General features: G+C 59.2%; 21 protein-coding genes, 1 tRNA gene and 1 other RNA gene. 5 read left to right on the top strand and 18 right to left on the bottom strand.

Annotation, left to right across the window (positions count from 1 at the left end):
* Nucleotides 1-126: 126 nt before the first annotated feature.
* Genes ABIB60_RS02920 through ABIB60_RS02930 form a run of 3 tightly spaced genes read right to left on the bottom strand, consistent with a single transcriptional unit; the run spans nucleotide 127 to nucleotide 2,371 of the window.
* Nucleotides 127-864: an EcsC family protein gene (locus ABIB60_RS02920; protein WP_354577612.1), complete on the bottom strand. Its 738-nt coding sequence runs from the start codon at nucleotides 862-864 to the stop codon at nucleotides 127-129.
* Nucleotides 861-1,343 carry an SMI1/KNR4 family protein gene (locus ABIB60_RS02925; protein ID WP_354577614.1) on the bottom strand — a complete coding sequence of 161 codons (483 nt, stop codon included), beginning with the start codon at nucleotides 1,341-1,343 and terminating at the stop codon, nucleotides 861-863. The genes ABIB60_RS02920 and ABIB60_RS02925 overlap by 4 nt, the downstream gene beginning before the upstream one ends.
* Nucleotides 1,340-2,371, bottom strand: a complete 1,032-nt coding sequence (locus tag ABIB60_RS02930; protein ID WP_354577615.1) for a Gfo/Idh/MocA family protein — start codon at nucleotides 2,369-2,371, stop codon at nucleotides 1,340-1,342. The genes ABIB60_RS02925 and ABIB60_RS02930 overlap by 4 nt, the downstream gene beginning before the upstream one ends.
* Before the next feature lie 162 nt (nucleotides 2,372-2,533).
* Between ABIB60_RS02930 and ABIB60_RS02935 the strand changes: the two genes are divergently transcribed.
* Nucleotides 2,534-3,256: a M48 family metallopeptidase gene (locus ABIB60_RS02935; RefSeq protein WP_354577616.1), complete on the top strand. Its 723-nt coding sequence runs from the start codon at nucleotides 2,534-2,536 to the stop codon at nucleotides 3,254-3,256.
* A gap of 99 nt (nucleotides 3,257-3,355) precedes the next feature.
* Here ABIB60_RS02935 and ABIB60_RS02940 read toward each other — a convergent pair whose 3' ends face one another.
* Both ABIB60_RS02940 and ABIB60_RS02945 read right to left on the bottom strand, forming a co-directional pair.
* On the bottom strand, nucleotides 3,356-4,165 hold the full coding sequence (locus tag ABIB60_RS02940) for a M48 family metalloprotease (RefSeq protein WP_354577618.1): 810 nt from the start codon (nucleotides 4,163-4,165) through the stop codon (nucleotides 3,356-3,358).
* A gap of 111 nt (nucleotides 4,166-4,276) precedes the next feature.
* Nucleotides 4,277-5,431: a DegT/DnrJ/EryC1/StrS family aminotransferase gene (locus tag ABIB60_RS02945; RefSeq protein WP_354577619.1), complete on the bottom strand. Its 1,155-nt coding sequence runs from the start codon at nucleotides 5,429-5,431 to the stop codon at nucleotides 4,277-4,279.
* A 162-nt stretch (nucleotides 5,432-5,593) separates the two neighbouring features.
* Here ABIB60_RS02945 and ABIB60_RS02950 point away from each other — a divergent pair, with 162 nt between their 5' ends.
* Complete coding sequence (locus tag ABIB60_RS02950) at nucleotides 5,594-6,481, top strand: DUF6565 domain-containing protein (protein ID WP_354577621.1); 888 nt, start codon at nucleotides 5,594-5,596, stop codon at nucleotides 6,479-6,481.
* 67 nt (nucleotides 6,482-6,548) lie between these two features.
* Here ABIB60_RS02950 and ABIB60_RS02955 read toward each other — a convergent pair whose 3' ends face one another.
* From ABIB60_RS02955 to ABIB60_RS02980, 6 genes are all read right to left on the bottom strand, one after another.
* On the bottom strand, nucleotides 6,549-7,439 hold the full coding sequence (locus ABIB60_RS02955; RefSeq protein WP_354577622.1) for a glycosyltransferase family 2 protein: 891 nt from the start codon (nucleotides 7,437-7,439) through the stop codon (nucleotides 6,549-6,551).
* Nucleotides 7,440-7,591: 152 nt separating this feature from the next.
* Nucleotides 7,592-8,281 carry a cell division ATP-binding protein FtsE gene (locus tag ABIB60_RS02960; protein ID WP_354577624.1) on the bottom strand — a complete coding sequence of 230 codons (690 nt, stop codon included), beginning with the start codon at nucleotides 8,279-8,281 and terminating at the stop codon, nucleotides 7,592-7,594.
* 90 nt (nucleotides 8,282-8,371) lie between these two features.
* Nucleotides 8,372-8,575: a fructose-6-phosphate aldolase gene (locus ABIB60_RS02965; RefSeq protein ID WP_354577625.1), complete on the bottom strand. Its 204-nt coding sequence runs from the start codon at nucleotides 8,573-8,575 to the stop codon at nucleotides 8,372-8,374.
* A gap of 95 nt (nucleotides 8,576-8,670) precedes the next feature.
* Nucleotides 8,671-9,327, bottom strand: a complete 657-nt coding sequence (gene fsa, locus ABIB60_RS02970; RefSeq protein WP_354577626.1) for a fructose-6-phosphate aldolase — start codon at nucleotides 9,325-9,327, stop codon at nucleotides 8,671-8,673.
* Nucleotides 9,328-9,537: 210 nt separating this feature from the next.
* Nucleotides 9,538-9,635: signal recognition particle sRNA small type (gene ffs / locus ABIB60_RS02975), an RNA gene on the bottom strand.
* 123 nt (nucleotides 9,636-9,758) lie between these two features.
* Nucleotides 9,759-10,220, bottom strand: coding sequence for a carboxypeptidase-like regulatory domain-containing protein (locus ABIB60_RS02980; protein ID WP_354577628.1), 462 nt, complete (start codon nucleotides 10,218-10,220; stop codon nucleotides 9,759-9,761).
* A 308-nt stretch (nucleotides 10,221-10,528) separates the two neighbouring features.
* Between ABIB60_RS02980 and guaA the strand changes: the two genes are divergently transcribed.
* The gene (gene guaA, locus ABIB60_RS02985; protein WP_354577629.1) at nucleotides 10,529-12,061 is read left to right on the top strand and encodes a glutamine-hydrolyzing GMP synthase; all 1,533 of its coding nucleotides are present in this window, start codon (nucleotides 10,529-10,531) and stop codon (nucleotides 12,059-12,061) included.
* 62 nt (nucleotides 12,062-12,123) lie between these two features.
* Here guaA and ABIB60_RS02990 read toward each other — a convergent pair whose 3' ends face one another.
* The 3 genes from ABIB60_RS02990 to ABIB60_RS03000 form a co-directional block, all read right to left on the bottom strand.
* Nucleotides 12,124-14,016 carry a DUF4153 domain-containing protein gene (locus ABIB60_RS02990; RefSeq protein ID WP_354577631.1) on the bottom strand — a complete coding sequence of 631 codons (1,893 nt, stop codon included), beginning with the start codon at nucleotides 14,014-14,016 and terminating at the stop codon, nucleotides 12,124-12,126.
* A gap of 143 nt (nucleotides 14,017-14,159) precedes the next feature.
* Nucleotides 14,160-14,241: transfer RNA gene (locus ABIB60_RS02995), tRNA-Leu, on the bottom strand.
* A 327-nt stretch (nucleotides 14,242-14,568) separates the two neighbouring features.
* Nucleotides 14,569-15,228 carry a Dps family protein gene (locus ABIB60_RS03000; RefSeq protein ID WP_354577632.1) on the bottom strand — a complete coding sequence of 220 codons (660 nt, stop codon included), beginning with the start codon at nucleotides 15,226-15,228 and terminating at the stop codon, nucleotides 14,569-14,571.
* 374 nt (nucleotides 15,229-15,602) lie between these two features.
* On the opposite strand from ABIB60_RS03000, the gene ABIB60_RS03005 reads away from it, so the two are divergent.
* Together ABIB60_RS03005 and ABIB60_RS03010 are read left to right on the top strand one after the other, a co-directional pair.
* Complete coding sequence (locus tag ABIB60_RS03005; protein WP_354577634.1) at nucleotides 15,603-16,127, top strand: MOSC domain-containing protein; 525 nt, start codon at nucleotides 15,603-15,605, stop codon at nucleotides 16,125-16,127.
* 288 nt (nucleotides 16,128-16,415) lie between these two features.
* A complete protein-coding gene (locus ABIB60_RS03010; protein WP_354577636.1) occupies nucleotides 16,416-16,565 on the top strand; it encodes a hypothetical protein in 150 nt (49 codons plus the stop codon).
* Nucleotides 16,566-16,657: 92 nt separating this feature from the next.
* Here the strand turns inward: ABIB60_RS03010 and ABIB60_RS03015 are convergent, their stop codons facing one another.
* The 4 genes from ABIB60_RS03015 to ABIB60_RS03030 all read right to left on the bottom strand — a co-directional run bounded on the left by ABIB60_RS03015 (nucleotide 16,658) and on the right by ABIB60_RS03030 (nucleotide 23,078).
* Nucleotides 16,658-18,061, bottom strand: coding sequence for an RtcB family protein (locus ABIB60_RS03015; protein WP_354577638.1), 1,404 nt, complete (start codon nucleotides 18,059-18,061; stop codon nucleotides 16,658-16,660).
* A gap of 1,023 nt (nucleotides 18,062-19,084) precedes the next feature.
* The gene (locus ABIB60_RS03020) at nucleotides 19,085-19,924 is read right to left on the bottom strand and encodes a TIGR02452 family protein (protein WP_354577640.1); all 840 of its coding nucleotides are present in this window, start codon (nucleotides 19,922-19,924) and stop codon (nucleotides 19,085-19,087) included.
* Nucleotides 19,925-20,070: 146 nt separating this feature from the next.
* Nucleotides 20,071-21,633 carry a TROVE domain-containing protein gene (locus ABIB60_RS03025; protein ID WP_354577642.1) on the bottom strand — a complete coding sequence of 521 codons (1,563 nt, stop codon included), beginning with the start codon at nucleotides 21,631-21,633 and terminating at the stop codon, nucleotides 20,071-20,073.
* Nucleotides 21,634-21,788: 155 nt separating this feature from the next.
* Complete coding sequence (locus ABIB60_RS03030; RefSeq protein WP_354577644.1) at nucleotides 21,789-23,078, bottom strand: PcfJ domain-containing protein; 1,290 nt, start codon at nucleotides 23,076-23,078, stop codon at nucleotides 21,789-21,791.
* Nucleotides 23,079-23,751: the final 673 nt, after the last annotated feature.

Raw genomic sequence — 23,751 nt, forward strand, 5'->3', positions numbered from 1 at the left:
TCCCAGCAGCCCCGATGGTTTCCGTCGGGGCTGTTTGTTGGTGAGGAGGCGTAGCCATGCTGCGTTGGAGCATAGGGAGGCTGCCTGGGTCCGTTGTTCCAGCGGCAACCACGAAGGACCACGTTTCTACGCCTGATCCGGCAAACGGCCCTGCTCGGCAAACCAGCGCAGGCGGTAACACATAATGGCCGTTTCGCCGAGCTGCACGAGTAGGCGGTAGTTGGCCACCGCGCCCACGGCAGCCCCTATCACCGGCACCAGTTGGGCCAGTTTCGCCAGGTCAATATAGTCGCGGTACTCCTGCTGGAAGATGCGCCAGTCAAATGATTCGGCCGTCATGGTGGCTTCCGTGGTGGGCCAATCGGCGAGTTGCCGGTAGGTTTCGCGGCGGGTGTACTGGCTGCTGAAGGCTAGTTGGAAGATGTGCAGCAGATACAGCCGCTCGGGGAAGCTGCGTACATCGTGGCCGTACAGGGCGGCAATGTCAAACAGCAGTTTGAGTTTGATGCCTAGTAGCAGCGGAAAATCGGCGAGGCCCAACAGAAAGCCGCCGGCCCCGGTTACGCCGCCTTCCAGGGCCGCCGTGTTTCGGTATGCCCGGATGCGCGCCCGTACCCGCTCTTCCCGCTCCTCCAGTGTACCCTCCGGCACCGGCCGCTGGGTGGTATACGTGGAGCCAAACAGTACGCCCTGCACCATTTTCTGGATAGCCACGGTAATGGCCACATGCACTTTTTCCGGCAGCAGCGCATTCAGCCGCGCCTGCACCCGCCGCGTTACGCGGTTCAGGAGCGTGGGCTTTTGCTGCATGCGGCGCTGCCAGGCGCGCAGTTCGGCTAGGGCTTTTTGGTCAGCGGGATTCATAACTCAGGAATGGCATTATATAATTCGTCGGCATCAGCTACGTATAGATCAACAAACTCACTAAATGAACCTGCCACAACCCTGTACCAGTTCGCAGCGGCAATTTCAACGACAGTACAACTGGCTTCTTGCTCCTCAAATAAAAGCCCGTACCACCAGCACTTATGCATATAGTCGGCGAACAGTAAGCATTTTCTGCCTTCCAGAGCCGGTATTGAAGGCTCCGGCATAAAGTCGGTTGATTGAGAATAAAGCTCTAATTCATTTAGCGAATAGAAGTAAAATCCATTCTCATCTGCACCAATTGAAGTATACGGGTCCATTCCATTCGTCCGCTCAAGATATAGCCGAAACTCATGTGGCAGCGTAATTCCCAGCTTTTCCTCAAATCGGTCTAACCCTGCAACTGAGCAGCCCGGTTGAGCGTGCAGCTTCTGCTTTTCCCAGTGCCCTAACAATTCATCTAGCCACCGCATCATTTCAGCGCGTACATGCGCTCTATCATTTCCACCACTTTCAGGCCTTCCAGCGCATTGGTGGTGGCCTGACCGCGCTGACGGAGGGTGTCCACCACGTTGTCGATGACGTGGACGTGGTTGGCGGCGGAGCCCTGGTAGTTGCCGTACTGGTTGGCCGGATTGGTAGGCGGCAACTCGGGCAGCTGGTAGTCCCGCAGATGACAATACTCCACTTTATCCATGTACTGCCCGCCGAGGCGCAGGCTGCCGTGCTCGGCTACCACCGTGAGGGAGCTTTCCAGGTTTCGGTCCCACACGGCGGTACTGTACTGCAGGGTGCCGCTGCCCCCGCCTACCAAGTCAAACAGAAGTAGGCCACTGTCCTCAAATTCGGTCAGGTGCTGATGGTTGAAGTTGCGGAAGCGGGCCGAGACGTTGGTGATGTCACCGAACACCCAGTACAGCAAATCCACGAAATGACTGAACTGCGTGAACAGGGTGCCGCCATCCAGGGCCCGGGTGCCGTGCCAGCTGCCAGGGGTGTAATACCGCTCGTCGCGGTTCCAGAAGCAGTTGAGCTGCACCAGATGTACTTGCCCGAGGCGGCCTTCGCTCACCACCTGCTTCAGCCAGGCCGCCGGGGGTGAGTAGCGGTTTTGCATCACCCCGAATACCAGCCGCCCGCTCTGCTGCGCGGTGTCAACCACTGCCTGCGCATCGGTGGTGCGCAACGCCATGGGTTTCTCAATGACGACGTGCAGGCCCGCCCGCAAGGCTTGCTGCGCCTGGGCCGCGTGCAGGCCGTTGGGAGTAGCTACGGTAAGCACTTCAGCGGCAGGCCCCTGGGCCAGGTACTCCTCCAGAGAAGCGTAGAACGGCACCCCCGGAAACGCGTGCGTTAGTTCGGCGGCCAGCTCCGGCCGGGCATCTACCAGGGCCACCAGCTGCGCCTCCGGGTGCCGGGCTACCAGCGCGGCGTGGCGGCGGCCAATGTGGCCTACGCCGCAGATAACAAAACGAACCGGGGAAAGAGCAGCGGAAACAGGCACTGGATACGAATTGAAGGATAGGGCCCGCAAACTGCGAAAAAACGGCCGGTTGTGCGCAGGTGCGGCGGGTTGCAGTACCAGATGAGTTGCCGCTGGAAGTGGCCTCGGCGGGGTAACTCGTGTACCTTCCTCCAGAGTTGCGGTTGTATCTTTCGAGTCCCTATGCCTATTACTACTATTGCCGGCCTCGAGATAGACCTTGTGCGCAAACGCATGCGCAGCCTGCGCCTGACGGTGTACGCTGGCGGCCGAATTCGGGTGGCCGTGCCGTTGCAAACCCCAACGGCAGCCATTGAGCAGTTTGTGGCCGCCCGCCACGCCTGGATTCAGAAGCACCAGCAGCAATTTGCCGCCCGGGAGCCACGGCCCAGCCTGCAGTACATTTCCGGCGAGCTACACCCGTACCTGGACAAGGCCTACGAGTTGCGCGTAACCAGCGCCCCCGGCCGCGCCCGGGTAACGCTGGATGAGGCTACTGCCCACCTGTACTTGCATGTACCAGCTGCCAGCACTGCGGCCCAGCGCGCCGCTGTACTGGCGGCCTGGTACCGGCAGCAGCTAAAACAGCTGATACCGGCGCTGTTACGGCAGTGGGAGCCAGTGGTGGGTAGGGAAGCGGCCAGTTGGGGAATTAAGCAGATGCGCACCCGCTGGGGTACCTGCAACATTGGGGCCCGCCGTATCTGGCTGAACCTGGAGCTAGCCAAACGCCCATTGCCCTGCCTCGAATACGTGGTGGTACATGAGCTGACCCACCTGCACGAGCGGCTACATAACGCCCGCTTTTGGAGCCTGATGGACCAGTTTATGCCCGACTGGCGCACGCACAAAACCGAGCTAAACCGCGTCCATCTGGCTCCTGGCACCCCCACCGACGCGGACTAAAACAGTCATTCCGGTCAAAGCCCGAAATCTGAGTAAACCGCATGATGGTGGTTCACTCAGATTTCGGGCTTTATCTGAAACAGCCAGTGACTCTAACAGCTACAGTATCCGCTTCAGCTCGTTAAAGTTAGCATTGCTAACGTTGCGGTTGGTGCATCCTAGCTGCTGCGCGTTTTTCTGGATGCTGGTAATGCGGGAGCCAGGGTTGGGGTGGGTGCTCATGAACTCGGGGGTACCGCCGCCGCCCTGTTTTTCGGCCTTGATGAAAAAGCCCGCCGCGCCGTCGCAGGCGTAGTAGCGGGTGCCGTTGAGGTAAATAGTGGAATACTTATCGGCTTCCACCTCGTAGGTGCGGCTGAATTTGAGTTGGCCCAAGCCCGCCGCAATCTGCACCAGCTGGCCCGAGGAGCGGTTGCCCAGCAGCAGCCCCAGCAGCAGGCTGGTACCGTATTGTTTCTGCAGCATCTGGGTGCTGTGTCGCCGGTCGGCGTGGGCAATTTCGTGGCCTAGTACCCCGGCCAGCTGGTTTTCATTATCCAGGAACTTCACCAGGCCCGTAAACACGTAAATGTGGCCGCCAGGGGTGGCAAAGGCATTCTGCGTAGCGTCATCCTTGATGAGCTTCACATCCCAGGGAAATTGAGTGCGGTATTTTACGTTGCCATTGTCCAGCACGCGCTTCACCACACCATCCAGCAACTGGTAAGCGCGGGCATTGCCAGCGCGGGTCATCAACTGCCCCTTGGCTTGGTACAAGGAGTCGGTTTGGCGCGCTACTTGGTTGCCCAAGGCAATATCCTGATCAATGGAAAACAGGCTGAAGCCCTGAGCCGGCTTGGTAACGGCGGCAGTAGTAAGTGCCGCCACGCCGGCCAGCGGCAGCAGCAGCGTCAGAAAAGAACGGCGCATGAGAGAGGACTTAGGTCGGGAAAAGAAATACTGATACGGTAAAAAGAAAAAACGGTGCCAAAACGCTCCAGCCCGCCTGCACCACACCCCCAATTACAACCTTATTGCTCCTTAAACCGCCCATTTCCGAATAGTTTCTGCCACATACTCCACTTGCTCGGCGGGCATAGTGGGATGAATAGGCAAGGACAGCACCGTGCGGCACAGTCGCTCCGCCACCGGAAACTGCCCGGCCCGGTAACCCAGGTAGTGGTAGGCGGGCTGCAGGTGGTTAGGCAAGGGATAATATACCTGGCTGGGTACGCCGCCGATGGCTAGGTGCTGCTGCAAGGCGTCGCGGTGGCCGGGCACATCTTCAACCGTAAGCGTATACTGGTGGAAAACGTGGGTACTGCGTTGGTCGCGCGCGGGTATTTGCACGCCGGGCACACTCTGCAGCAGCGCGTCGTAGTGCGCGGCCACGCGTTGGCGGGCCACCGTCCAGGCCGGCAAATGCGGCAGCTTTACCCGGAGCAGCGCCGCCTGCAGCGTGTCGAGGCGGGAGTTGAGGCCAATGTGCTGGTGGTGGTATTTACGGCTCTGGCCGTGGTTGGCTAACTGCCGCAAGTAGGCAGCCCGTTCTGCATCACGCGTAAACAAGGCGCCCCCATCCCCAAAACCACCCAGGTTTTTGCTGGGAAAAAACGACGTAGTACCCACCTCCCCTACGGTGCCGGCCACCCAGGTTTCGCCGGAGCTGCCGGTAAACGTGGCGCCAATTGCCTGGGCATTGTCTTCGATGAGGGCCACTGCTTGCCGGTCGGCTAAGTGGCGCAGCACCTCCAAATCGGCGCACTGCCCGAATAGATGCACCGCCACAATGGCTCCGGTGCGGGGGGTAATGGCGGCCGCCACCGCGGCGGGGTCGAGGTTGAACGTATCGGGCAGCACGTCCACGGGCACCGGTATCAGGCCCAGAACTGCGGCGGCTTCCAGGGTGGCTACGTAGGTGAAGGCGGGCACGATTACCTCCGCACCGGCCGGCAGCTGCAAGCTCATCAGGGCCAGCTGCAAGGCGTCGGTGCCATTGGCGCAGGGCACCACGTGGGGGCCACCCAAATACTGGCCGAGTTCCTGGGCGAATATGGCTACGGCCGGCCCCTGAATAAATTGCCCTTCCAGGAGCGTGGCCTCCAACGCCGCCTGTAGCTCCGGCTGCAAGGGCGCGTGCTGGGCGGCTAGGTCGAGTAGCTGGATGGGAACCGGGGCGGGCAGGGAAGGAGACATAGCAAAAAGTAAAGAAGCGGGCCTGCCAAAGATAGGGCCTGCCGGGCCGCCTACTCACCAAGCCGGCCCGCAACCACAGGCCTAGCGCATCCGTTACGCTCCCTAACAGGCACCTTGCACCCGCCTCCCTCCCTTACTCTCTCCCCCTAACTTACCTGCATCATGCTCAGAAAAAACCTCACCCGCAATGCCTTGGTAGCCATGTTCGTACTGAGCGGCACGGCCTTCACCAGCTGCAACCAAGCCCAGAAGCAGGAAGTATCTGCCGAAAGCGACCAGGCATATAACGACTTCAAAACCTTTGTAGCCAACACCGAAAGCAAGGCCGACGCCGTGGCCACGGAGGCAGAAACCGACTACGAGCAGGAAACCACCCAGCTCAAGTCGGACTTCGATGCCAAAGTAGCCGCCGTTGACCGGTATGCTGACCAATATGATGATGCCCGCCGCCAGGAAATTGAGCAGCTGCGCACCCGCTACACTACCTCCTACGACAAGCGCGAAATGGCTTGGCAAAACCGCCCCGGCGCTACTGCCGCCATGAGTGGCAACGCTGGTACCGGCAGCACCGGTGCTACCACAATGGGCAAGTATTACAAGCTTAGCTCGCCGGCCAGCCGCATTACGGCTGCCAACGCCCGCCAGACCTACGAGGCCTTCGTGAAGGACATCAAGGTGAATGAAAATAAGTACGACATCAACGACTGGCGTAACATCAACGCCGAGTGGCGCGCGTTGGATGAAGCCTATGATAAAGTAAAGAAGGACATTCCGGCCGGCGACCTGGCCGAAATTCAGAAGGAAAAATTGAAGTACGCTGCCTTCAAGTCCTTCGACAAAGCCGAAGCCCGCGCCGCCCAGGGGGCCGATGCAACGGAGCGTGGAGCTGAAAACGTAGCTGCCGAAACGCAGGATGAGCGCTCTGCCGTGGGCCGCGCCGCCAGCAACACTGCCTCCGACGTGAAGGACGCGGGCAAGAAAGTAGGTGGAGCCGTGAAAGGCGCGTTCAAGGAAGTAAAGTCGGAAGTAAAAAACACCGACAACGACTAATTCTGCTGCTACTCTGTAAAAAAGCGGGTGCCTCCGGGCACCCGCTTTTTTGCGTTATACGGTGCTCCTACCGCAACTCATTTAGTAGCCAATACAGCTTCAGGGCATCCAGTTGGCGGAGGCTGGGCCGGTCGGAAAGCAAGTTGCGGTGTACCTGCTCACGGCGCAGGCTAAAAGCAGTGCGTACGGCTTCACTCAGGCCCCAGCGTTTGAGGCGAAGTGCAGCCTGTAGCAGCTTGGTATCGGCTCCTAGCCCCTCCGCCTGGTAGAGCTGCACCAGGTTGCGCACCGCATCGTGGGTTTTTTGCAGGAAAACGGGGGCTGGTTCCAGGCCGTCGTGGAGCACGGGATTATCCAGGTGGTACACGGCTACGTTGCGGTGCCGAAGCAGCCACCCGAATTTGGTATCCTCGTGGCCGTAGCGGGTCAGGCGCTCATCCAACCCCAGCTGGCAGAATATTTCCCTCTCAATCAGCAGGTTGTTGAGCGTGAGTTGCCCATGCGGGGCGCGCTGCCGTACCGCGGCGGAACGGGCCTCGCGGTGCCTGCCATACAGCCACCGCAACTGCAAAGCTGTTTCGGGGGGCGGGGCTGCTTCGTAGGCCGTACCACCCGAAAGTACCGGGGCCAGGTGGCAGCCCGCGGCGTAGCGCGCCAGAAACTGGTCGTCGGGCAGGCGGCTGTCATTATCAAGCAGCAACAGCCAGCTGTAGCGGGCAGTAGCGGCCAAGAGGTTACGGATGGCGGCCCGACCGACGTTGCGGCCCAGCTCCTGGTATACAACGCCCGGCAACAGGGCCAGTTCCTGGTGCAGTTGCCGTACCTCCGCGCCCGAACCATCATCCAGACAGCGAATTTCAACGGGGCCGGGCCACTGCTGCACCTGCGCCACCAAGGCGCGCACCAGGGGCCGCACATCGTAGTTGAACACCGGAATCAGTACTGAAAGCCCTTTCATGCCCAGCAAGGAAAGCAGAATCAAAAAATGAGGGCGCTTACTCGCCCTGGTTCAGGAGCCGGGCCGCAGCGGTTTAGTTGTCAGCTGCCGTGGTGTTTTTTTAGCGCATATCGTAGGCTCCTGGTATTCAGCGGCCTTCTTGCATTACTAGCCTAACTCAACTCGAAAGGCGTTTTGGCGGAATCAACCAGTTGGCCCTGCTCACACTTCAGCACCCGGTGCGGATACTGCTGAATGAGTTGGTAATTGTGCGTGGCCATGAGCACGGCCGTACCAGCGTTGTTGATTTCGGTGAACAGCCGCATGATGCTGTCGGCCACATCTGGGTCGAGGTTGCCGGTGGGCTCGTCGGCCAGCAGCAGCAGCGGCTCATTCAGTAGGGCCCGGGCAATTACCACGCGCTGCTGCTCCCCGCCGGAAAGCTGGTGGGGCATTTTGGCAGCCACGTTGGCCAGCCCTACGCGCATGAGCACCTCCGAAATGCGCTGCTGCTTGCGGGCCTTACCCTTCCAGCCGGTGGCGTTCAGCACAAACAGCAGGTTTTCGGCCACCGTGCGGTCGAACAGCAGTTGAAAATCCTGGAAGATGATGCCCAGCTTGCGCCGCAGAAACGGCACTTTATCGGCGGAGCCGGTGCGCGGCAGCGGGAAACCGGCTACGGTGCCGGTGCCGGCCGGTAGGGGCAAATCGGCGTACAGGGTTTTGAGCAGAGAGCTTTTGCCAGAGCCCGTGCGCCCCACCAAATAGGCAAACTCTCCTTTATCCAGCGAAAAGCTCACCTTCTGCAGAATCGTATTCACGTCCTGCATAATGAACGCGTCGTGTAGCTCTAAAACAGTCATAAAAGCTTAAAAACGGGTGCGTGGCACATGTACGGCAGCCAGCCGCTTTTCGGATGCATATAACTGCCGGCTCAGCGCCTTACTACTACTTCATACCTCCAGCTTTTGCAGCTTACCAAACTCCAGACTGGCAATAACAGCGGCCAAGCTTTCCTCCTTGCCTTCCAGCCCGTAGCGGTGCAAATCCTTCAGTGGCCGGTCGGCCCGGAAATAGGCAATCAGCACAAAAGCCTCATCCCGCAGCTGAATGTAGTCCGGAATCTTGGCCTTGCCTTTTACTTTGATGATGTACATGGCTATAATGTGAGAAATGTGAAAATGTGAAAAATGTGCAAATGCTACCAAGGGCACATTCAACACATTCTTCACATTTCACACATTATGAAACATTACCCGTTCACACGCTTGTGGTCGGCCAGGAAAGTGGCCAGCCCTTTGTCGGTGAGGGGGTGGTTGAGCAGGCCGGTGATGACGCTCAGCGGGCAGGTCACCACGTCGGCGCCCAGCTCAGCGCACTGAATCAGGTGGGGTACGTGGCGCACCGAGGCGGCCAGCACCTGCGTGGGGTAGCCGTAGTTGCTGAAAATATCCACAATCTGCTGAATCAGCTGCAAGCCATCGTGCCCGATATCATCGAGGCGGCCCACAAACGGCGATACGTAAGTAGCGCCCGCTTTGGCAGCCAACAGCGCCTGACCGGCCGTAAAAATGAGGGTGCAGTTGGTTTTGATGCCTTTGTCGGAGAAGTAGCGGATGGCTTTCACGCCTTCCCGGATCATGGGAACTTTCACCACAATGTTGGGGTGCAGGTCGGCCAGGGCCTCACCTTCCCGGATGATGCCGTCGAAGTCCGTAGCAATTACCTCCGCCGATACGTCTCCGTCCACCATCTCGCAAATCCGGCGGTAGTGAGCCAGTACAGCATCCGTGCCTTTGATGCCCTCTTTGGCCATCAGCGAAGGGTTGGTGGTTACGCCATCGAGCACACCAAGCTCCACGGCTTCCTGAATTTCCTTCAGATTGGCAGTATCAACGAAAAATTTCATGCGGGTAGGGTGAAAAACAACAATGGCCCAAAGCTAAGCACGGATTCAGCGGATTTTTCGGATTGCGCGGATTTTGTACCCCACCAGCTGCCGGTTGCTACCTCCGAAGTGGGCTAAAACACAAAGAGCGGCTCAATGAGCCGCTCTTTGCTTGCTGTCGGATTGGTCACCTGTTCGTGAGTCCCGGAGAAGTCCGGCGCAATCCGTGATAAAAAAGCGAGCCAAAATCGCACCGCTACAACCACCTACCCTTGCTACCTTCCGGTCCTGGGGGAGTTCAGCAGGAGCTGGTCGTTCTGACTCGCCGATGCAAAGATAGGCAGCTTTCCGACGGTTCCGCGCAATTGGGCGCTATCTTTTTCCTGTAGCGGCGCTATCAGCAAGATACTCAACGCGTTTTTTTGCTGCTGCGCCTTTCATTCAGTGGTTTCCTAGTGCTTCCAGGCTTTCGTGGCGGCCTTCGTGCGCTTTTTAAGCGCTTTCCGATAACCGGCCACCGGCTCCATTTTAAACAGCAAATCGGCCGGGCCCCTGGCCACCCGCTCGGCATCCTGGTAGCCCGCAAAGCTGACCCGTAGTAGCGGCGGCGCAACGGCCGTAACCGGCAGCAGGTAGTCCCCGGCCGAGTTAGTGCTTACGGAGTGCAGCTGGTCGCCCACCACCATCACCGTGGCCCCTTTCAGGGCGTTGCCCCACTCATCCACCACGTTACCGGCCAGTATCTTTTTCTCCGGCCGGGCCGGACTGGCCGGTGGCGTAACGGGCATGGCTTCGGCTAGCATGTCGGGTTTGGGAGCAACGGCAGGCTCCGGGGTTTGCTGGGCCGCAGCGGGCGGCGGCAGCACCAGCACGCCCAACAGGGACAGGGCAAGTAGCGGCAGGGCAGAATGCATAGTTACGGCAGGTAAGCAGGCTAGTAGAAAGACAAAAATGCTTCCTACCGAAGCAGAAGTAAAGGCAAGGCTCCGCTGCTTTGTGACTTGCATTAATGCCAGATAGCCGTGGCATTATAGCCCCAGAAACTGCCATACGCTATGCACATCGTCTTTAAGGTTGAGCTTACCGCCTTCGTTTTGTGACTATGCTTGGCTGATAACTTACAGGTTGCGCGGAGGGCTGTTACTTCAATTCTGCCGAAAAATTTCTCCGCCAAAACCTGTTGGGGTATGACTGGTCTGAAATCTGCGCACTACTTTTGCCCATGCCGCAACAAATCTTGATTCTCGATTTTGGGTCGCAGTACACCCAGCTCATTGCCCGGCGCATCCGGGAACTGAACGTTTACTGCGAAATTCACCCGTATAACCACGCCCCGGCCCTCACTGAGGATATCCGGGGCGTTGTGCTTTCGGGCTCGCCCTGTTCCGTGCGCGACGCCGATTCGCCCAACCCCGATTTGAGCCGGTACCTGGGTCAGGTGCCGGTGCTGGGCGTCTGCTACGGCGCGCAGCTGCTGGCCCACCAGCAGGGCGGCGAGGTGCTGCCCGCCACTATCCGCGAGTACGGCCGCGCCCGCCTGGCCCGCGTGCACCACAGTTCTCCCCTGCTGCACGGCGTACCCACCGAGTCGCAGGTGTGGATGTCGCACGGCGACACCATCAAGACGCTGCCCCAGAACTTTGATATCATTGCCAGCACCCCGGAAGTAGCCGTGGCCGCCTTCAAAATTGCTGAGCAGGAAACCTACGGCATCCAGTTTCACCCCGAGGTAACGCATTCCACCGACGGTAAAACGCTGCTGCAGAACTTCGTGGTGAACATCTGCGGGCTGGACCAGAGCTGGACGCCGGAGCACTTCGTGGATAGCATGGTGGAAACCCTGCAACGCACCATTGGCGAGGAAGACCAGGTAATTCTGGGCCTCTCGGGCGGGGTCGATTCGTCGGTGGCGGCGCTGCTGCTGCACAAGGCCATTGGCACGCGCCTGCACGGCATCTTCGTGAACAATGGGCTGCTGCGCAAGGACGAGTACGAGCAGGTGCTGCACTCCTACCAGGGCCTGGGCCTGAACGTACAGGGCGTAGATGCCTCCCAGGAATTCTACGATGCACTGGCCGGCCTGACGGACCCCGAGCTGAAGCGCAAGGCCATCGGCCGCACCTTTATTGAGGTGTTTGACCGGGAAGCGCAGAAAGTGGAGGGCGCCCGCTGGTTGGCCCAGGGCACCATCTACCCCGATGTAATCGAGTCGGTATCAGTAAAGGGCCCGGCCGTCACCATCAAGAGCCACCACAACGTGGGCGGCCTACCCGAGAAGATGAACCTGCGGATTGTGGAGCCGCTGCGAGCCCTGTTCAAGGATGAAGTGCGCGAGGTGGGTCACACCCTGGAACTGCCCGAGCACATCCTACACCGCCACCCCTTCCCCGGGCCCGGCCTGGGCATCCGCATCCTCGGCGACATTACCCCTGAGAAAGTGGACCTTTTGCAGCGCGCCGACGCCATCTTCATCAATGGCCTGAAAGAGCACGACCTATACGAGAAAGTGTGGCAGGCTGGCGTAATGCTGCTGCCGGTGCAGAGCGTGGGCGTGATGGGCGACGAGCGGACCTACGAGCGGGTAGTGGCCCTGCGCGCCGTAACCAGCGTGGACGGCATGACGGCTGACTGGGCCCACCTGCCCTACGAATTCCTGGCCGACGTCAGCAACAAAATCATCAACCAGGTGCGTGGCATCAACCGCGTGGTGTATGATATTTCGAGCAAGCCCCCAGCAACTATTGAGTGGGAGTAAAACAGCAGTTTAGCTGCAAAAAGAGCCGTTGGCGTGGTGCCAACGGCTCTTTCTGCATTGGGTCATTTCGCTGGTTTTCCAGGAGCAGGCGCTATTTCAAGCAGGGCGCTGCCCTCAAAGGTGTAGCTGTTTTTGTGTTGTATGTCGCAGGTTAGTCGTTCCAGATATAGGTGTAGCGTGTACCTGCCTTGAGTTGTGCCTAGCGTAAGTGACCGGGCCGGCAGTTCTTGGGAAGTATTTCGCTTAGCATTGGTTTGTACCACCAATGAATCGGCCAGACGGTTAAGATTAGCCGTCAGTTGCGGTTTCCATTGCCCTGTGGCGCTTTCCTGCTCCAGAATTACATCCGCACCGGAGTCCGGAATACGCAGGCGGTAGTTACCTTCCAGGAGAGTGAGTGGAATAGTGCCTTCGATTTCTACTACACTTGAATTGACGTTTGGCACCCAGTAGCGTCCATTCCCTAAGGGCTGCACTTCAGGGTTTTCGGTGTAGAAAGAAATGATGCCTGAGTTTTCTTCTGAATCATCGGTGTATTCATTCCACTCGGGTAAACCGCTGATGACGTAGAGTTGCTTGGTTTGTTGATACGTACGGGCCCATCTGGACCTATTCTGGAGCGAATCTGGCGTAGAAAGCTTTGTAGTAAAAAACGGCTGCAGCTTTTTCGCAGCTTCCCGGTCCGCGAAGAAGTCGAAGATAGAGCTGATTCGTTTGCGGGCCTCTTTGGGCAAATTGGGTACCCGCTTGCCCGCTCCGTCCAACTTGCCATTCTTTAGCAACCCGTACTGCACGCTGATTTCGCGGAGTTGGTTCAGTTGGCTGCGCTGGGCCACGGCAAAGGCACCCCAGGGCCCGCCAGAGGCCAGAAAAGCCACCATTGCCAAGGAAGCCGGAATCCAGATGATGCCCTGCCCGCGCCGCACCAGAAAGTAAAGGGCAATACCGAACAGCCAGGCGGCCAGTACCAGCACGAAATACCGCTCCTCGGTGATGCCGTAGGCCCGGATGCGGGTGCTGATGGCTACGGCCAGCAACCCCAACAATGGAAACAAAGCCAAATAAAACCACCGCCCGAACGTGCGAATCCAGGTATTTTCGGCGGCTTGGCGGATGGGATGAATCAGCAGGAGCGCAAAGATCCCGGCTACGGCCAGGGCCAGCACCAGCATGGATACCCAGCCCTGCGGCAGCGCTTGAAGCAGCAAAATTCGGCCCATATAGGCGTACAGAATGCCCAAGTACAGTACCACCAACGGCAGCAGCACAAACTGGGTAAACACCTTCAGTCCCTTGGGATAGGTGGCTTCCTGCTCCAACGCCGCAAAATCACGCGGCACCCCCGCTAGGAAAAACCAGGTGTTGAAAATGGAGCCAAGCACGACAAACAGATCAGCGTAGACCCGGGGTTTAATGTCCACGAAAAACAGGTTTTCGACGGCTACCAGGGCCAACGCGCAGCCCGCAAACAGCACTCCGGAGTACAGCCCCGCCGTGAGAATGCGCAGAAACAAGGTTTCGTTGTAGCGCCAGAACCCGGGCGTATCGGCTTGGTGGCGCAGCTCGGAAAGATAGGGCCCGGCCGCCACGCCCAGGTGCGCGCCCAACAGTAGCAAGGCCAGCCGGGCACCCCACTCCGTGTTCGGCTCGGCCGGCGCTACGGTGTACCAGACTACCAGCAGCCCCAGCACCGCCGCCAACGCCCCCCACCGCAACGCCGGCCGCCAGTGGTACCGCTCGGCAGTGAGGGCCACGGCCAAGGTACCCGACAAGCCCAGCCCGGCCGCCGACAGCAGAGGAAACAGCCAGTCCAGGTGCTGCTTCTCCTGGTAATTGAGGTGGTTGGTGTAGATACCCACGCTGCACAACACAACGGCGCACAACAATGTGAGGGGAAAGCGCCGCACCACGCGGGCCGCTTCGGCAGCTAGCTGCTGCAGGGAGGGTAATTTCATGAAAGCACAGGAATAGGCCGTCAAGAAACGAAAAGTACCGGACCTGCTTGGCTTACCCGCGTAACTCCGGGCTACTTACTTCGGCGCGGCCCGAAAAAACAAAAACGCCGCTTCGGAAGGACCGAAGCAGCGTTTTATCAGAGTGCGCGCGGGGAGATTCGAACTCCCACACCCGAAGGCACCACCCCCTCAAGATGGCGTGTCTACCAGTTTCACCACGTGCGCAGAGGTTGGTTGGCACTCCGTTTATTCAGGCAGAAGCCGTTACTTCCGGATTCACTGAGGCGGCGAATCGAGGACAAAAGTAGAGGGTTACCAGCAAGGGTGCAAGACGAAGCCTGTTTTTTAGGTTATATTTTGCCCAACAACACGGTTTCAGCCTCACTGTCAGCCCGAAAGTTTTTGTAAGCAACCAACTTCCAACGTAGCCACAGGAAGGCTGCGGCCACTGTTCAGTGGTTAATTGCCGGCTTTGTGTACATGCCAGCTACCAAAACGGCTTCCCTCCAGTGCTGGAAGGAAGCCGCTGGTAGTTGTGAGAAGCAGAACGGCTTACTCGGCCCGGGCCAGAGGAGTATCTACCACGTGCTCCGACACAAACCACACTTGCATTTCGTTGAGGCGCATTACGTCGCTCACGGCAAGGTCGTTGGTGCCATCGTCGCCAGACTCATCAGCCTGTTTGGCGAAGTCGTGGCAGTTTTTCAGGATGATCTGGTGGGCTTCCAACAGGCGACCTACCTGCACAGGAGCCTCTTCCCGGTCTTTGGGCGGGCGCGGGATGCTGGTCAGCTCTGCTACATCGTGGGCCATGGCTACGGCTACGCCACCCAAAATCTGAATACGTTCGGCAATGGTGTCTACCAGGGCGCTTTGCTCTTCATAGTGCTTGTCGTAGAGCAGGTGTAACTGGTAGAAAGTGGGGCCTACTACCTGCCAATGGTGTTTTTTGTACAGGTCGCGGAGCGTGATGGTATCTGCCAGCAACTGGTTGAGGTTGGTTACGCTCTGCTGACGGGTTTTCTCGTCGAGGCCGATGGGCAGGCGCTGGGATACGGTACCGTATTTCTGCAGGGGCGTGGGGGCATTGAACTGCTGATTGAGGATGGGCTGCACGCTAGGTGCGGCCTGGCCATTAGATGCAGATTTAACAGCCGAAGCTTTTGAAGCCGCTTTGGGAGCAGCAGCTGGTTTGGCGGTGGTTTTGGCCATGATACGAGGGAAGAAAAAGATATCGGTTAAGAGGAAAGCAGCCGTAACGGCTACCATCTGCCCTACATACGCGTAAAAACCCATCAGGTTGATGATACGCCTTCATTTCGCCTTCCATACAATGCCAATATCCGCACCCCAAAAATCACCCAAGCCGTTCGGCAAGCGGCAGAATATGGTCATTGATTTATCGGATGGGCTAATGGAGCCATTGGCCCTCGCCACTGGGCTGAGCGGGGCGCATGCAAGCTGGTCGCCACGGGGCACCGGTGCTCTGGCAGCCGGCGCAGCTTTTCTAGTGGCCCGGCAATTTGCAAGCCGCTAGCCCCGGCTTCAGTTGTCCTTACCTTTCCACTCACCTAACCAAGCGTTGTATGCCCTTTCCATTTGTCGGCGACGACAAGTCGACCATTGCCCGCCTCCTGAGTACCCTACCCCAACAAGGCCGCCTGGAGTGGATTGGCCTACGACCTGCCCGACGGGAACCGCTGCAGGCGGTGCTGGAAGCGGAGGCGGAAACCGACCGGCACCTAGCCGGTGACCACGCCCGCCCCAAACCAGGCGGTAAGCGCCAGATTACCCTGATTCAGCATGAGTATTTGGCGGCGGTGGGCAGCTTTCTGGGCGTGGCCGAGCCCGTAGACCCAGCGCGGCTGCGGCGCAATTTGGTAGTAAGCGGCCTGAACCTGCTGGCCCTGAAAAACCGGCGGGTGCACATAGGGACGGAAGTAGTGCTGGAAATTACCGGCGAATGTCACCCCTGCTCCCGCATGGAGGAGGAACTTGGTCCCGGGGGCTACAATGCCATGCGAGGCCACGGAGGGCTTACGGCCCGCATTGTACAGGGCGGCCGCCTCCGCATTGGTGACGCAGTATGGGTGGAAGAGCCACAACAATAATTTTGAATTTATCCAAGAAGCCACGGTCCATTTGCTTAGCCGGAAAGGTCAGCCCAATGGGAGTTTCATCGTGTGTGAGCTGGTGTTTATCGAGCGCAAAGGCGTAGTTCTCCGAAAAAAAGTCGGCGGCTTTTGAATCCGATTGTAGCTTTACCCCCGTAAATACCTCACACGCCGCACGGCTCTACGGAGTTACCGCAGCGTACCGCCCTCTTCTATCCCTATTGCCTTAGGCCCTCACATCGGCTGCAGGTTGTCGAAAATTTTCTATGCTACACTTCTCCTCGTATGGAAACGCCCGTTTCTGCTCCCAACTTGGCAACTACTGCGCTGGCGCTGTTGCTCCTCACTGATTTGCTGCCCACTGCTGCTGCCTCGGGCACTCCGCAGCCAGCCAGCGCAACAGACGTTTACCGGCACCGACGGCGACGCTCCTAGTTTAATTTTCAACTATAAGAGCCAGCTCCTTTAGTAGGAACTGGCTCTTTGCGTGTGCGGGCTTCAAGACTGGAAGCCAAAACTACTGCGCGCTATACTCCGCCCTCCATGCGCACAATACGGGCCGTGAAGGAACCCAACACATCCACCAGCTCAGTCTGGCTTTGCATTACCTGGCGGATGTCTTTGTAGGCCTGGGGGGCTTCGTCGAGTCCCCCACCCATAAGTTCTACGCCGTGCAGTTGCAAGTAGCGGCGCACTTCGGCCTCGCCTAATTCCTGCTTGGCCCGGGTGCGCGACATAAGCCGGCCGGCCCCGTGGGAGGCAGAGCTCAGGGAGCTTGCCTCACCCCTACCCCGTACAATAAAGCCAGGAGCCGTCATGGAGCCGGGAATGATACCGAGTACTCCCGCTCCGGCCGGCGTAGCGCCTTTGCGGTGCACCACCACTTCCTGCCCCGAGGCCAGCGTTTCTTTCCAGGCAAAGTTGTGGTGGTTTTCCACTTTACCCAGCGACTTCTCACCCAGGGCTTTAGCCAGACGCTGATGAATCTGGTGGTGGCAGGCGGAGGCGTAGTCACCAGCTAGGTTCATGGCGGCCCAGTATTCCTGGCCGGCTTCCGTATCGAGGCCCAGCCAGGCCAGGTGGCGGGCTTCGGCGGGTAGCTGGCAGGTGTCCTGAGCGAGCTTAGTGTAGTGGTTGGCAATGCTGGCCCCCAAGCCCCGGGAGCCGGAGTGCGAGAGTAAGCCCAGGTATTGCCCCACTGGCACGCCCAGCTCGTTGGTGGGGTCGGTAATATCTACCACCCCCCACTCCACGAAGTGGTTGCCACCGCCGGAGGAGCCAATCTGGGCCGCCGCCGTATCCAGCTTGTTGCGCAGAAACGGAATATCCTGAAACTCGGCCCGGCTTAGCACCGCGTGGTCCAGTCGCTGGCCGTGGCGGAATACGTCCCGACCACCGAATTTAGTGTACTCCAGCAGCAGCTTCCGCAGTTCCTGCACGCGTTGCTCCAGGTGTTTGGGCGGCAGCGGAAACACCGACAGAGCCATGCGGCAGCCAATATCCACGCCCACGGCGTAAGGAATTACGGCGTTATCGGTGGCCAGCACTCCGCCAATGGGCAGGCCGTAGCCGTGGTGGGCATCGGGCATGAGCGCGCCGGCCACGGTAACGGGCAGCTTCATGGCCGTTTCCATCTGATGGATGGCCCCCTGCTCAATATGCTCGGCCCCGAACACGGTGTAGTCTTTACGCTCGGCCAGGGCAATGTGGCGGCTGGGTGGGGGCAGCAGCGCGGCGGCCGTGTGGCTCCAGTCGAGGTGGGTTAGGTAGGTTTGGGGGTTAGCCAGCAGTTCCTTGAGCAAGGTCAGCTGGTCGGTTTGAGAAAGTTTTTTGAGGTGTTTGCGCTGTAATTGGGCCAGCGCCAGCCCAATGGCTCGACCCTCCGGGAAACCCAGTTGACGAAGGTCGTTGCCGCGTAATTGTGAGGCCATAACGGTAGATTCAGAAGAAGAAAAAATAGATTTTGGGAGGTGCCGGCGCAACAGGCAAACCGCGCAAGGCCGGTGCCGGAACACCCTGGCGACAAGACAGGTCGAAGGAACGCGGCTTTACGGCAGCCGGAACCCACCAAAATCAGGAAGCACTGCAAGGGCAATTAGGTGAGCCGACGCTTTGAACCACCGAAGTAAGCCAGCTCTACGGCACCTTGCGGGCACTCCCAACCAAAACCAGCAGTACCAAGGCCGGAGCAACAGGCAGGCGGCCTCTATCCTGCTCTAACCAGCTGAGTTACACAGCAACCCATTGGCTACTGTGGCAGGACTTGAACCTGCGACCCGGGCAACCATAGTGCGAAGTATGGCCGCCCTACGGCATCCGGCTGGGGTACTACTGATTTTTGGCAGCATGAGAGAAGGTAGCCGCTGACCGGGTGTGCGGGCAAGGGCTTGCGTGATGAAAGCCTACCGGCGAAGGAGGCCAACTCAACGATACTTCTCTCCGAATTTCTGGTGCTGCGGGGCAACAAGCGCTGGGCCAGTCCTGCTCTACCTACCTGAGCTACGGCACTGCCAGAAGGCAGCAACCGGCGGGAGTCGAACCCGCGACCTGGGCGTTAAGAATGCGAAGTAAGCCACAGCTACGGCACCCGCTACACCAGAAAAACAAACAACGACTGCGCCTCCGGCAGGAAGCAGGGCAACAAACGGCGGGCGTGTGCACCACGGCAGGGCCGCGGCGGGGACTCGAACCCCAACCCACAGTGTGGGCTTCTACCAGACGAAGGAACGCCTGCTTACGACACCTGCCTCCGAAAGCCGGAAAGCGTCAGTCGGGTTGGAACGGGCGGGCCGCCGGGTGCGGCACCGGAGCCATTCCGGCCGGCGGATGCTGTTGTGTAGCAGCCGCCTTCCCAAAACGGATATTAGTTGAAGTGGAACATGACTATGGAGAAAAGTGCCCTCAGCCTACTACTTGCCGGGAATAATTAGCGACTACGGGTAAGAGGCGGCGGGCTAATACGAGTTGAACGCCTGTTCAAATGCCCGTAGTGTAGCGTGTGGCGGCTTGGGGTCGAAGATGGCAAAATCGATTCGGCGGAACCGGTTGCGGATGGCTGGGTCGGCTAGGGCTTCGGCAAAAAGGCGGGCTACCTGAGCTGGGTCGTTGCCAAATACGCCGCAGCCCCAGGCGCCCAATATCAGTGCCTCTACCCCGTGCCGGGTGGCCGCGGCCAGCACCAGCCGCAAGCGGTAGCGCATCACCGGCTCCAACTGCGGCAGTAGCTCGGGGGAGTTACGCCGCAGGGCTCCGGCATTCACGGCCGGAGCCGTAATGATGTCGAGCGGGAAAGGTTGGGCAAGCCACTCCCCGGCCTCACCCCGAAACACCGGCACTGCCGGCGAGTACACCAAGTAGTCACTGTATAAGCCAGTGCTGCCAGCGCGGCTGTTGTGGGAGTACATCTGAGAGAACTGCTTCAGGCAAGGATAGAGCCCGGAGGAGCGTGCCAAACTTTCTTCCTGGGCCTGACTACCATTCAAAAATCCTCCGCCGGGGTTACGAGCCGAAGCAAAATTCAGGCCCGCCACTTTGCTGAACTCCGCTGTTAGATGGGCAGCAGCTTCCAAGGTAGTGGCCTGATACACCCGCACTTCTGCAGGTGGGCCAGGGGTTGGGGACAATTCCCGCAGCAGCAAACTGGCATCGGCGGGGCTGTAGAGCCGACTGCCGGTTACGGCCTGCTGCTGCCAGGCCGCCAGGGCCACAGCCGGCCCGTTGGCGGGCTGGTAGCTGCCCGTTTGCAGGGCCTCTAGTGTAGTCTGAGCAATGTGCTGGCGGATTTCGCGGGTCATCGGTAGAAGGAAAAAAAGAGTAAGAAATCGGGACGCAACCCAGGAGTGGCACCGCTTTAATTGGGTATCAAGGCCACTCCCGGGGCCGCGCTAATTTGTATATCGGATAACGCTTACCTAGCAACTGATGAGTAGCAATACAGTATTTATAGTTCTATCTGCTCGATTTCCGTGAGGGCCGAGCCACCGTTTTCCAGCGCCGTTAGCACGTCAAAAATCTTGTCCGACCACCCGGCAATGAGGTAAGCACCGTGTTCGGGTTGAATCTGCACCGGGGTGGTACCGTGCCCGGCCAGGTCGAAGAGGTAGAGCCGGGCCTGGGGTGCCACCGTGCGGCGGTACTCGGCCCACTCCTTGGCTAGGCTGCTGCCATTAAAATGGCTGTTCCAGAGCTGGCAGTCAGTGAAAATTATCACCTTCTCCACCACCTCACGGCGGCGGCGCAAGTCTTCGATTACCAAGTAACCGTTGGTGCTGTAGCCCACTTCACCTTCGCGCTTGTACAGCTCCTGCACGTTGCGCAGCACTTGCCCTCGGGGCAGGCCAATGCGCTTCCAGATGTCGCCAAAAATGCCGGTTACCACGTTGTGGCAGCGGCTTTGCAGCAACATTCCCAGCACCAGGCCCACGTCGTAGAGCAGCACTTTGCTGCGCGCCGATACCGGCTGCTGCATGGAGCCCGATACGTCGCAGGCCACTACCACCCGGGTTTCGGGGCCGAAGCCGGGCAGGTTAGCAGCACTGTGGCCGATGGCAGCTTCCAGGGCTTCCAGTACCGGCGCAGTGGGGTTCTGCCGCAGCCCCAGGGCGGCCAGCGTGGTGTTTACCAATCCAGCTTCAAAGGCCTTGACTTCGCGGTACGCGGCCAGGAAACGAAAGGGCAGCTGCTTGCTGCGGGCTACCTGCCGGGCATCGGCCAGCGTGGCGCACACCTGGGCCAGGGCTTCGGGGGGGACGCCAGCTTCCAGGATGTTGCGCAGGTTACGCAACAGGGCCATGTAGCCTAGCTTGCCGCTGCCAATCAGCTCCGTCCATTTGCGGCGGAAAGCGGCGGCCCGTTCCTCAGCTGTGGCAAACGTTTCCTGCCCCAGCGCCGACAACTCAGTTTCCCAGGTGTAAGGCGTAGGTAAGGTATCAGCCACTAACTGGTCGAACAGGGCTTGGCGGGCGTCGTCCTGGGCACGGGGGTGCACCAGAAATAAGGCGTCGCGCAGCCGTACCGCGCCGGCCCGGTCATACTTGGCCAGCTGGTAGCCGTCAAACTTGTTGAAGGCCAAGGCCAGCCCTTTCTGCACCTGCTTGGAAAGGCGGCCCAGGGTTTTGGGCCCCGAGCGGCCGTTGGCAGCGGCGTAGTAGGCCAACAGCTCCGTAATTTCGTCGGGGCGCTGCACCACCCGGGCTACCAGGCGGCTCACCAAGGCAGTACCCTGGTGCCGGCGGGCCAGCTCCACAGCCAGCACCAGCGGCACGGAGCGCAGATACAGTTTTTCGCGGGCATACACGGCCAACCGGGCAACGAACAGGGGCTCATTCTGGGCAACCAGAGTGCGCAAGCGGGCCAGGCGAGTGTCGGCTTTTTCGTAGAACTGGTTGCTGAGGCCGGCCGTGGCTGCGGCCGCGTACAGCTCCAGGGCCGGCGTGAGGGTGTAGGCCGGGGCACCGGCGTGGTTGAGCACCGGCGGAGTAGGAAGTAGCTGATTGAAACGCATAGGATGGGGAAGCAAGGCACCAAGCGGTAGGTTACCGGGGCGGGCGCGGCGGTGGCAGGGAGGACAGAAATAGTAAGTAGTTGACGAAGGAGCGGATGTCGGTGGCAGTAGCCGCGGGGCGGGTAGTGGTGGGATTGGCAGGCATACAGGTTCAGTTAGCAGGCTGTAGCGCCGATGCTGAGGCCGGCTACCTCAGCCCATTGCTTAAGCCAGTGCAGCTCTTGCTCGGTAGCCCGGCGGTTTTCCCGGCCCCTGATCTGCACCAGTTGGCGGTTGGGCCGCACTTCCAGAGTAAGAGCCCGGGCGCCATTGACCCGCAGCGAGAAAATACCGCAGCGGCCTTGCAGACAAGAGTACACGTACGAGGATACGCAGTGCTTCTGGGAACTGCCCTCCTCTACCAAAGCCGCATAGCTGAGCAGTTGGGTAATCTGCACGCGGCCGGCTTCCGAGGAAGAATAGTCGGCCACTGGCAACCCAGCCCAGGCGGAGGTAAGGGCCACGTTGTAGCCCCAGTATTTCCGGGCCCGGTGGGTGCGGCGGTGCCACTGCCCGGCCTGGGCCAGCACTGCCCGCATACAGCGGCCTTTCAGCGAGAAGCCGGGGTGCGGAGGCTGCCCATTGGTGCCCACAGTGCGCACTACTTCAATCCACTCGCACACCGGCCCCAGCTGCCAGTAGTCAACCATGGGTGCCTCACGGAAAAACTCCACTACATTCAGCCAAAACGCATCCTGCGGGGTAATTTCACGGCCCAACGGCGTAGCTAACAGCGGCGGCAGCAAAGCCAGGGCATTGGTGGCGGCCAGTTGGGCATAGCGCAAGGCCGGCACCAGGGTGTACTCGTAGGGAACCCGACGCAGTTCGTGCTCCAGGCGGCGGCTTAGCGGCAGCGGCAGCCCAGGAAAGCTGCGCAAGGATTTGCCGCTACCCACATGCACCGTCAGCAGGGCCATATCCACCCCGTGCTGGGTGAGTTGCCCGGTTGCCCAAGCTTCCAGAACCCACCCCGGCACATCCCCAAACTCATCGAACAGATGCCGCACCAGGTTGTAGAGCTGGCGGAAAGCATTACGCCGGTGGGGACGCCAGTCAATTAGGTTGCGGTGGCGGTGCTGATACAGGCGGGTCAGGGCTGCCACGGCCGGCACCAACTCAACGCGGGTAAGGATGTTGGCTTGGCATTTTACCAGGGCCCGCAGGGCTTGGCGGGCCTGCTCTTGTTCGGCACTACTGCGACCGTGCAGGCAGTGGCAGTACAGTAACGCCGCTACGGCATCGGGCTCTAGGCCAGCATGCACTTCCGCCACGCTGGCACGGGTACAAATGAATTCTATCTGGCGAGCTAGGGGCCATTTGTGTCCGGCAGGACGATTGGCCAGCACGGCGGCCACGCGCCGGGTGGTTTGCACCTCCAGTGAGAGAGGCTTGTTTCGGTTGGACATCGGGAGGTGCCGCCTTGCGTAGAAGCGGCCGAGGAAAAGGACGTGCCGCGGGGGCAGCTAATTAATTTCCAGGTCATATTTCTTGGGTGTAAAGGCGCACGTATCCGGCCTGATTATTTTGCAATAATCATCGCTAATTAAACCGAAATAATTGGGCAATAATTTTTCTAACAGCGCAATAATTTACGCCGCAAACACGCAGAAATACTATGCAACAATTACGCTTTCAACGCTCCTGCAAAGGCAGAATTACTTGAATGAATACGCGTATCGGCTTGTAGCGGAAGGAAACGGGCGGCCCTGGGCAGCAAGCAGCCGCCGGAGGCTGGAGGAAGGAGAAAGGAAGGGGAACATGGCAGTAGAAGGATAAAAGCGGAGAAGAATAAAAACAAAACGCCCGAATCTGGAGAGATTCGGGCGTTTGCGTAAGATGATATCAGGTAGTAACCCTCATCTGGGAGCATGCGCGCCGAACCCCGGCTGAATCTTCCGATCCAGGCCACTGAGCATTGGCTGATATTGATTGAAATGGAGGCGCATGACAGAGAGAGGTTGGGCGTTCGAAAGTTGCTTTGGTGCTTGTGAACGTGACAAAGGTAGAAAGGTTATTTTATTAAAGTCAATATCCACGTAAATATTTTTTAATATTTTTTTCATCAACCAAAATAACCAG

The sequence above is a fragment of the Hymenobacter sp. UYP22 genome (genome assembly GCF_040547285.1).
Classification (GTDB): Bacteria; Bacteroidota; Bacteroidia; order Cytophagales; family Hymenobacteraceae; genus Hymenobacter.

Coding starts and splice junctions, on each gene's coding strand:
- ABIB60_RS02920 (WP_354577612.1), bottom strand. CDS start 864: ATGAATCCCGCTGACCAAAAAGCCCTAGCCGAACTGCGCGCCTGGCAG.
- ABIB60_RS02925 (WP_354577614.1), bottom strand. CDS start 1,343: ATGATGCGGTGGCTAGATGAATTGTTAGGGCACTGGGAAAAGCAGAAG.
- ABIB60_RS02935 (WP_354577616.1), top strand. CDS start 2,534: ATGCCTATTACTACTATTGCCGGCCTCGAGATAGACCTTGTGCGCAAA.
- ABIB60_RS02940 (WP_354577618.1), bottom strand. CDS start 4,165: ATGCGCCGTTCTTTTCTGACGCTGCTGCTGCCGCTGGCCGGCGTGGCG.
- ABIB60_RS02945 (WP_354577619.1), bottom strand. CDS start 5,431: ATGTCTCCTTCCCTGCCCGCCCCGGTTCCCATCCAGCTACTCGACCTA.
- ABIB60_RS02950 (WP_354577621.1), top strand. CDS start 5,594: ATGCTCAGAAAAAACCTCACCCGCAATGCCTTGGTAGCCATGTTCGTA.
- ABIB60_RS02955 (WP_354577622.1), bottom strand. CDS start 7,439: ATGAAAGGGCTTTCAGTACTGATTCCGGTGTTCAACTACGATGTGCGG.
- ABIB60_RS02960 (WP_354577624.1), bottom strand. CDS start 8,281: ATGACTGTTTTAGAGCTACACGACGCGTTCATTATGCAGGACGTGAAT.
- ABIB60_RS02965 (WP_354577625.1), bottom strand. CDS start 8,575: ATGTACATCATCAAAGTAAAAGGCAAGGCCAAGATTCCGGACTACATT.
- fsa (WP_354577626.1), bottom strand. CDS start 9,327: ATGAAATTTTTCGTTGATACTGCCAATCTGAAGGAAATTCAGGAAGCC.
- ABIB60_RS02980 (WP_354577628.1), bottom strand. CDS start 10,220: ATGCATTCTGCCCTGCCGCTACTTGCCCTGTCCCTGTTGGGCGTGCTG.
- guaA (WP_354577629.1), top strand. CDS start 10,529: ATGCCGCAACAAATCTTGATTCTCGATTTTGGGTCGCAGTACACCCAG.
- ABIB60_RS02990 (WP_354577631.1), bottom strand. CDS start 14,016: ATGAAATTACCCTCCCTGCAGCAGCTAGCTGCCGAAGCGGCCCGCGTG.
- ABIB60_RS03000 (WP_354577632.1), bottom strand. CDS start 15,228: ATGGCCAAAACCACCGCCAAACCAGCTGCTGCTCCCAAAGCGGCTTCA.
- ABIB60_RS03005 (WP_354577634.1), top strand. CDS start 15,603: ATGCCCTTTCCATTTGTCGGCGACGACAAGTCGACCATTGCCCGCCTC.
- ABIB60_RS03010 (WP_354577636.1), top strand. CDS start 16,416: ATGGAAACGCCCGTTTCTGCTCCCAACTTGGCAACTACTGCGCTGGCG.
- ABIB60_RS03015 (WP_354577638.1), bottom strand. CDS start 18,061: ATGGCCTCACAATTACGCGGCAACGACCTTCGTCAACTGGGTTTCCCG.
- ABIB60_RS03020 (WP_354577640.1), bottom strand. CDS start 19,924: ATGACCCGCGAAATCCGCCAGCACATTGCTCAGACTACACTAGAGGCC.
- ABIB60_RS03025 (WP_354577642.1), bottom strand. CDS start 21,633: ATGCGTTTCAATCAGCTACTTCCTACTCCGCCGGTGCTCAACCACGCC.
- ABIB60_RS03030 (WP_354577644.1), bottom strand. CDS start 23,078: ATGTCCAACCGAAACAAGCCTCTCTCACTGGAGGTGCAAACCACCCGG.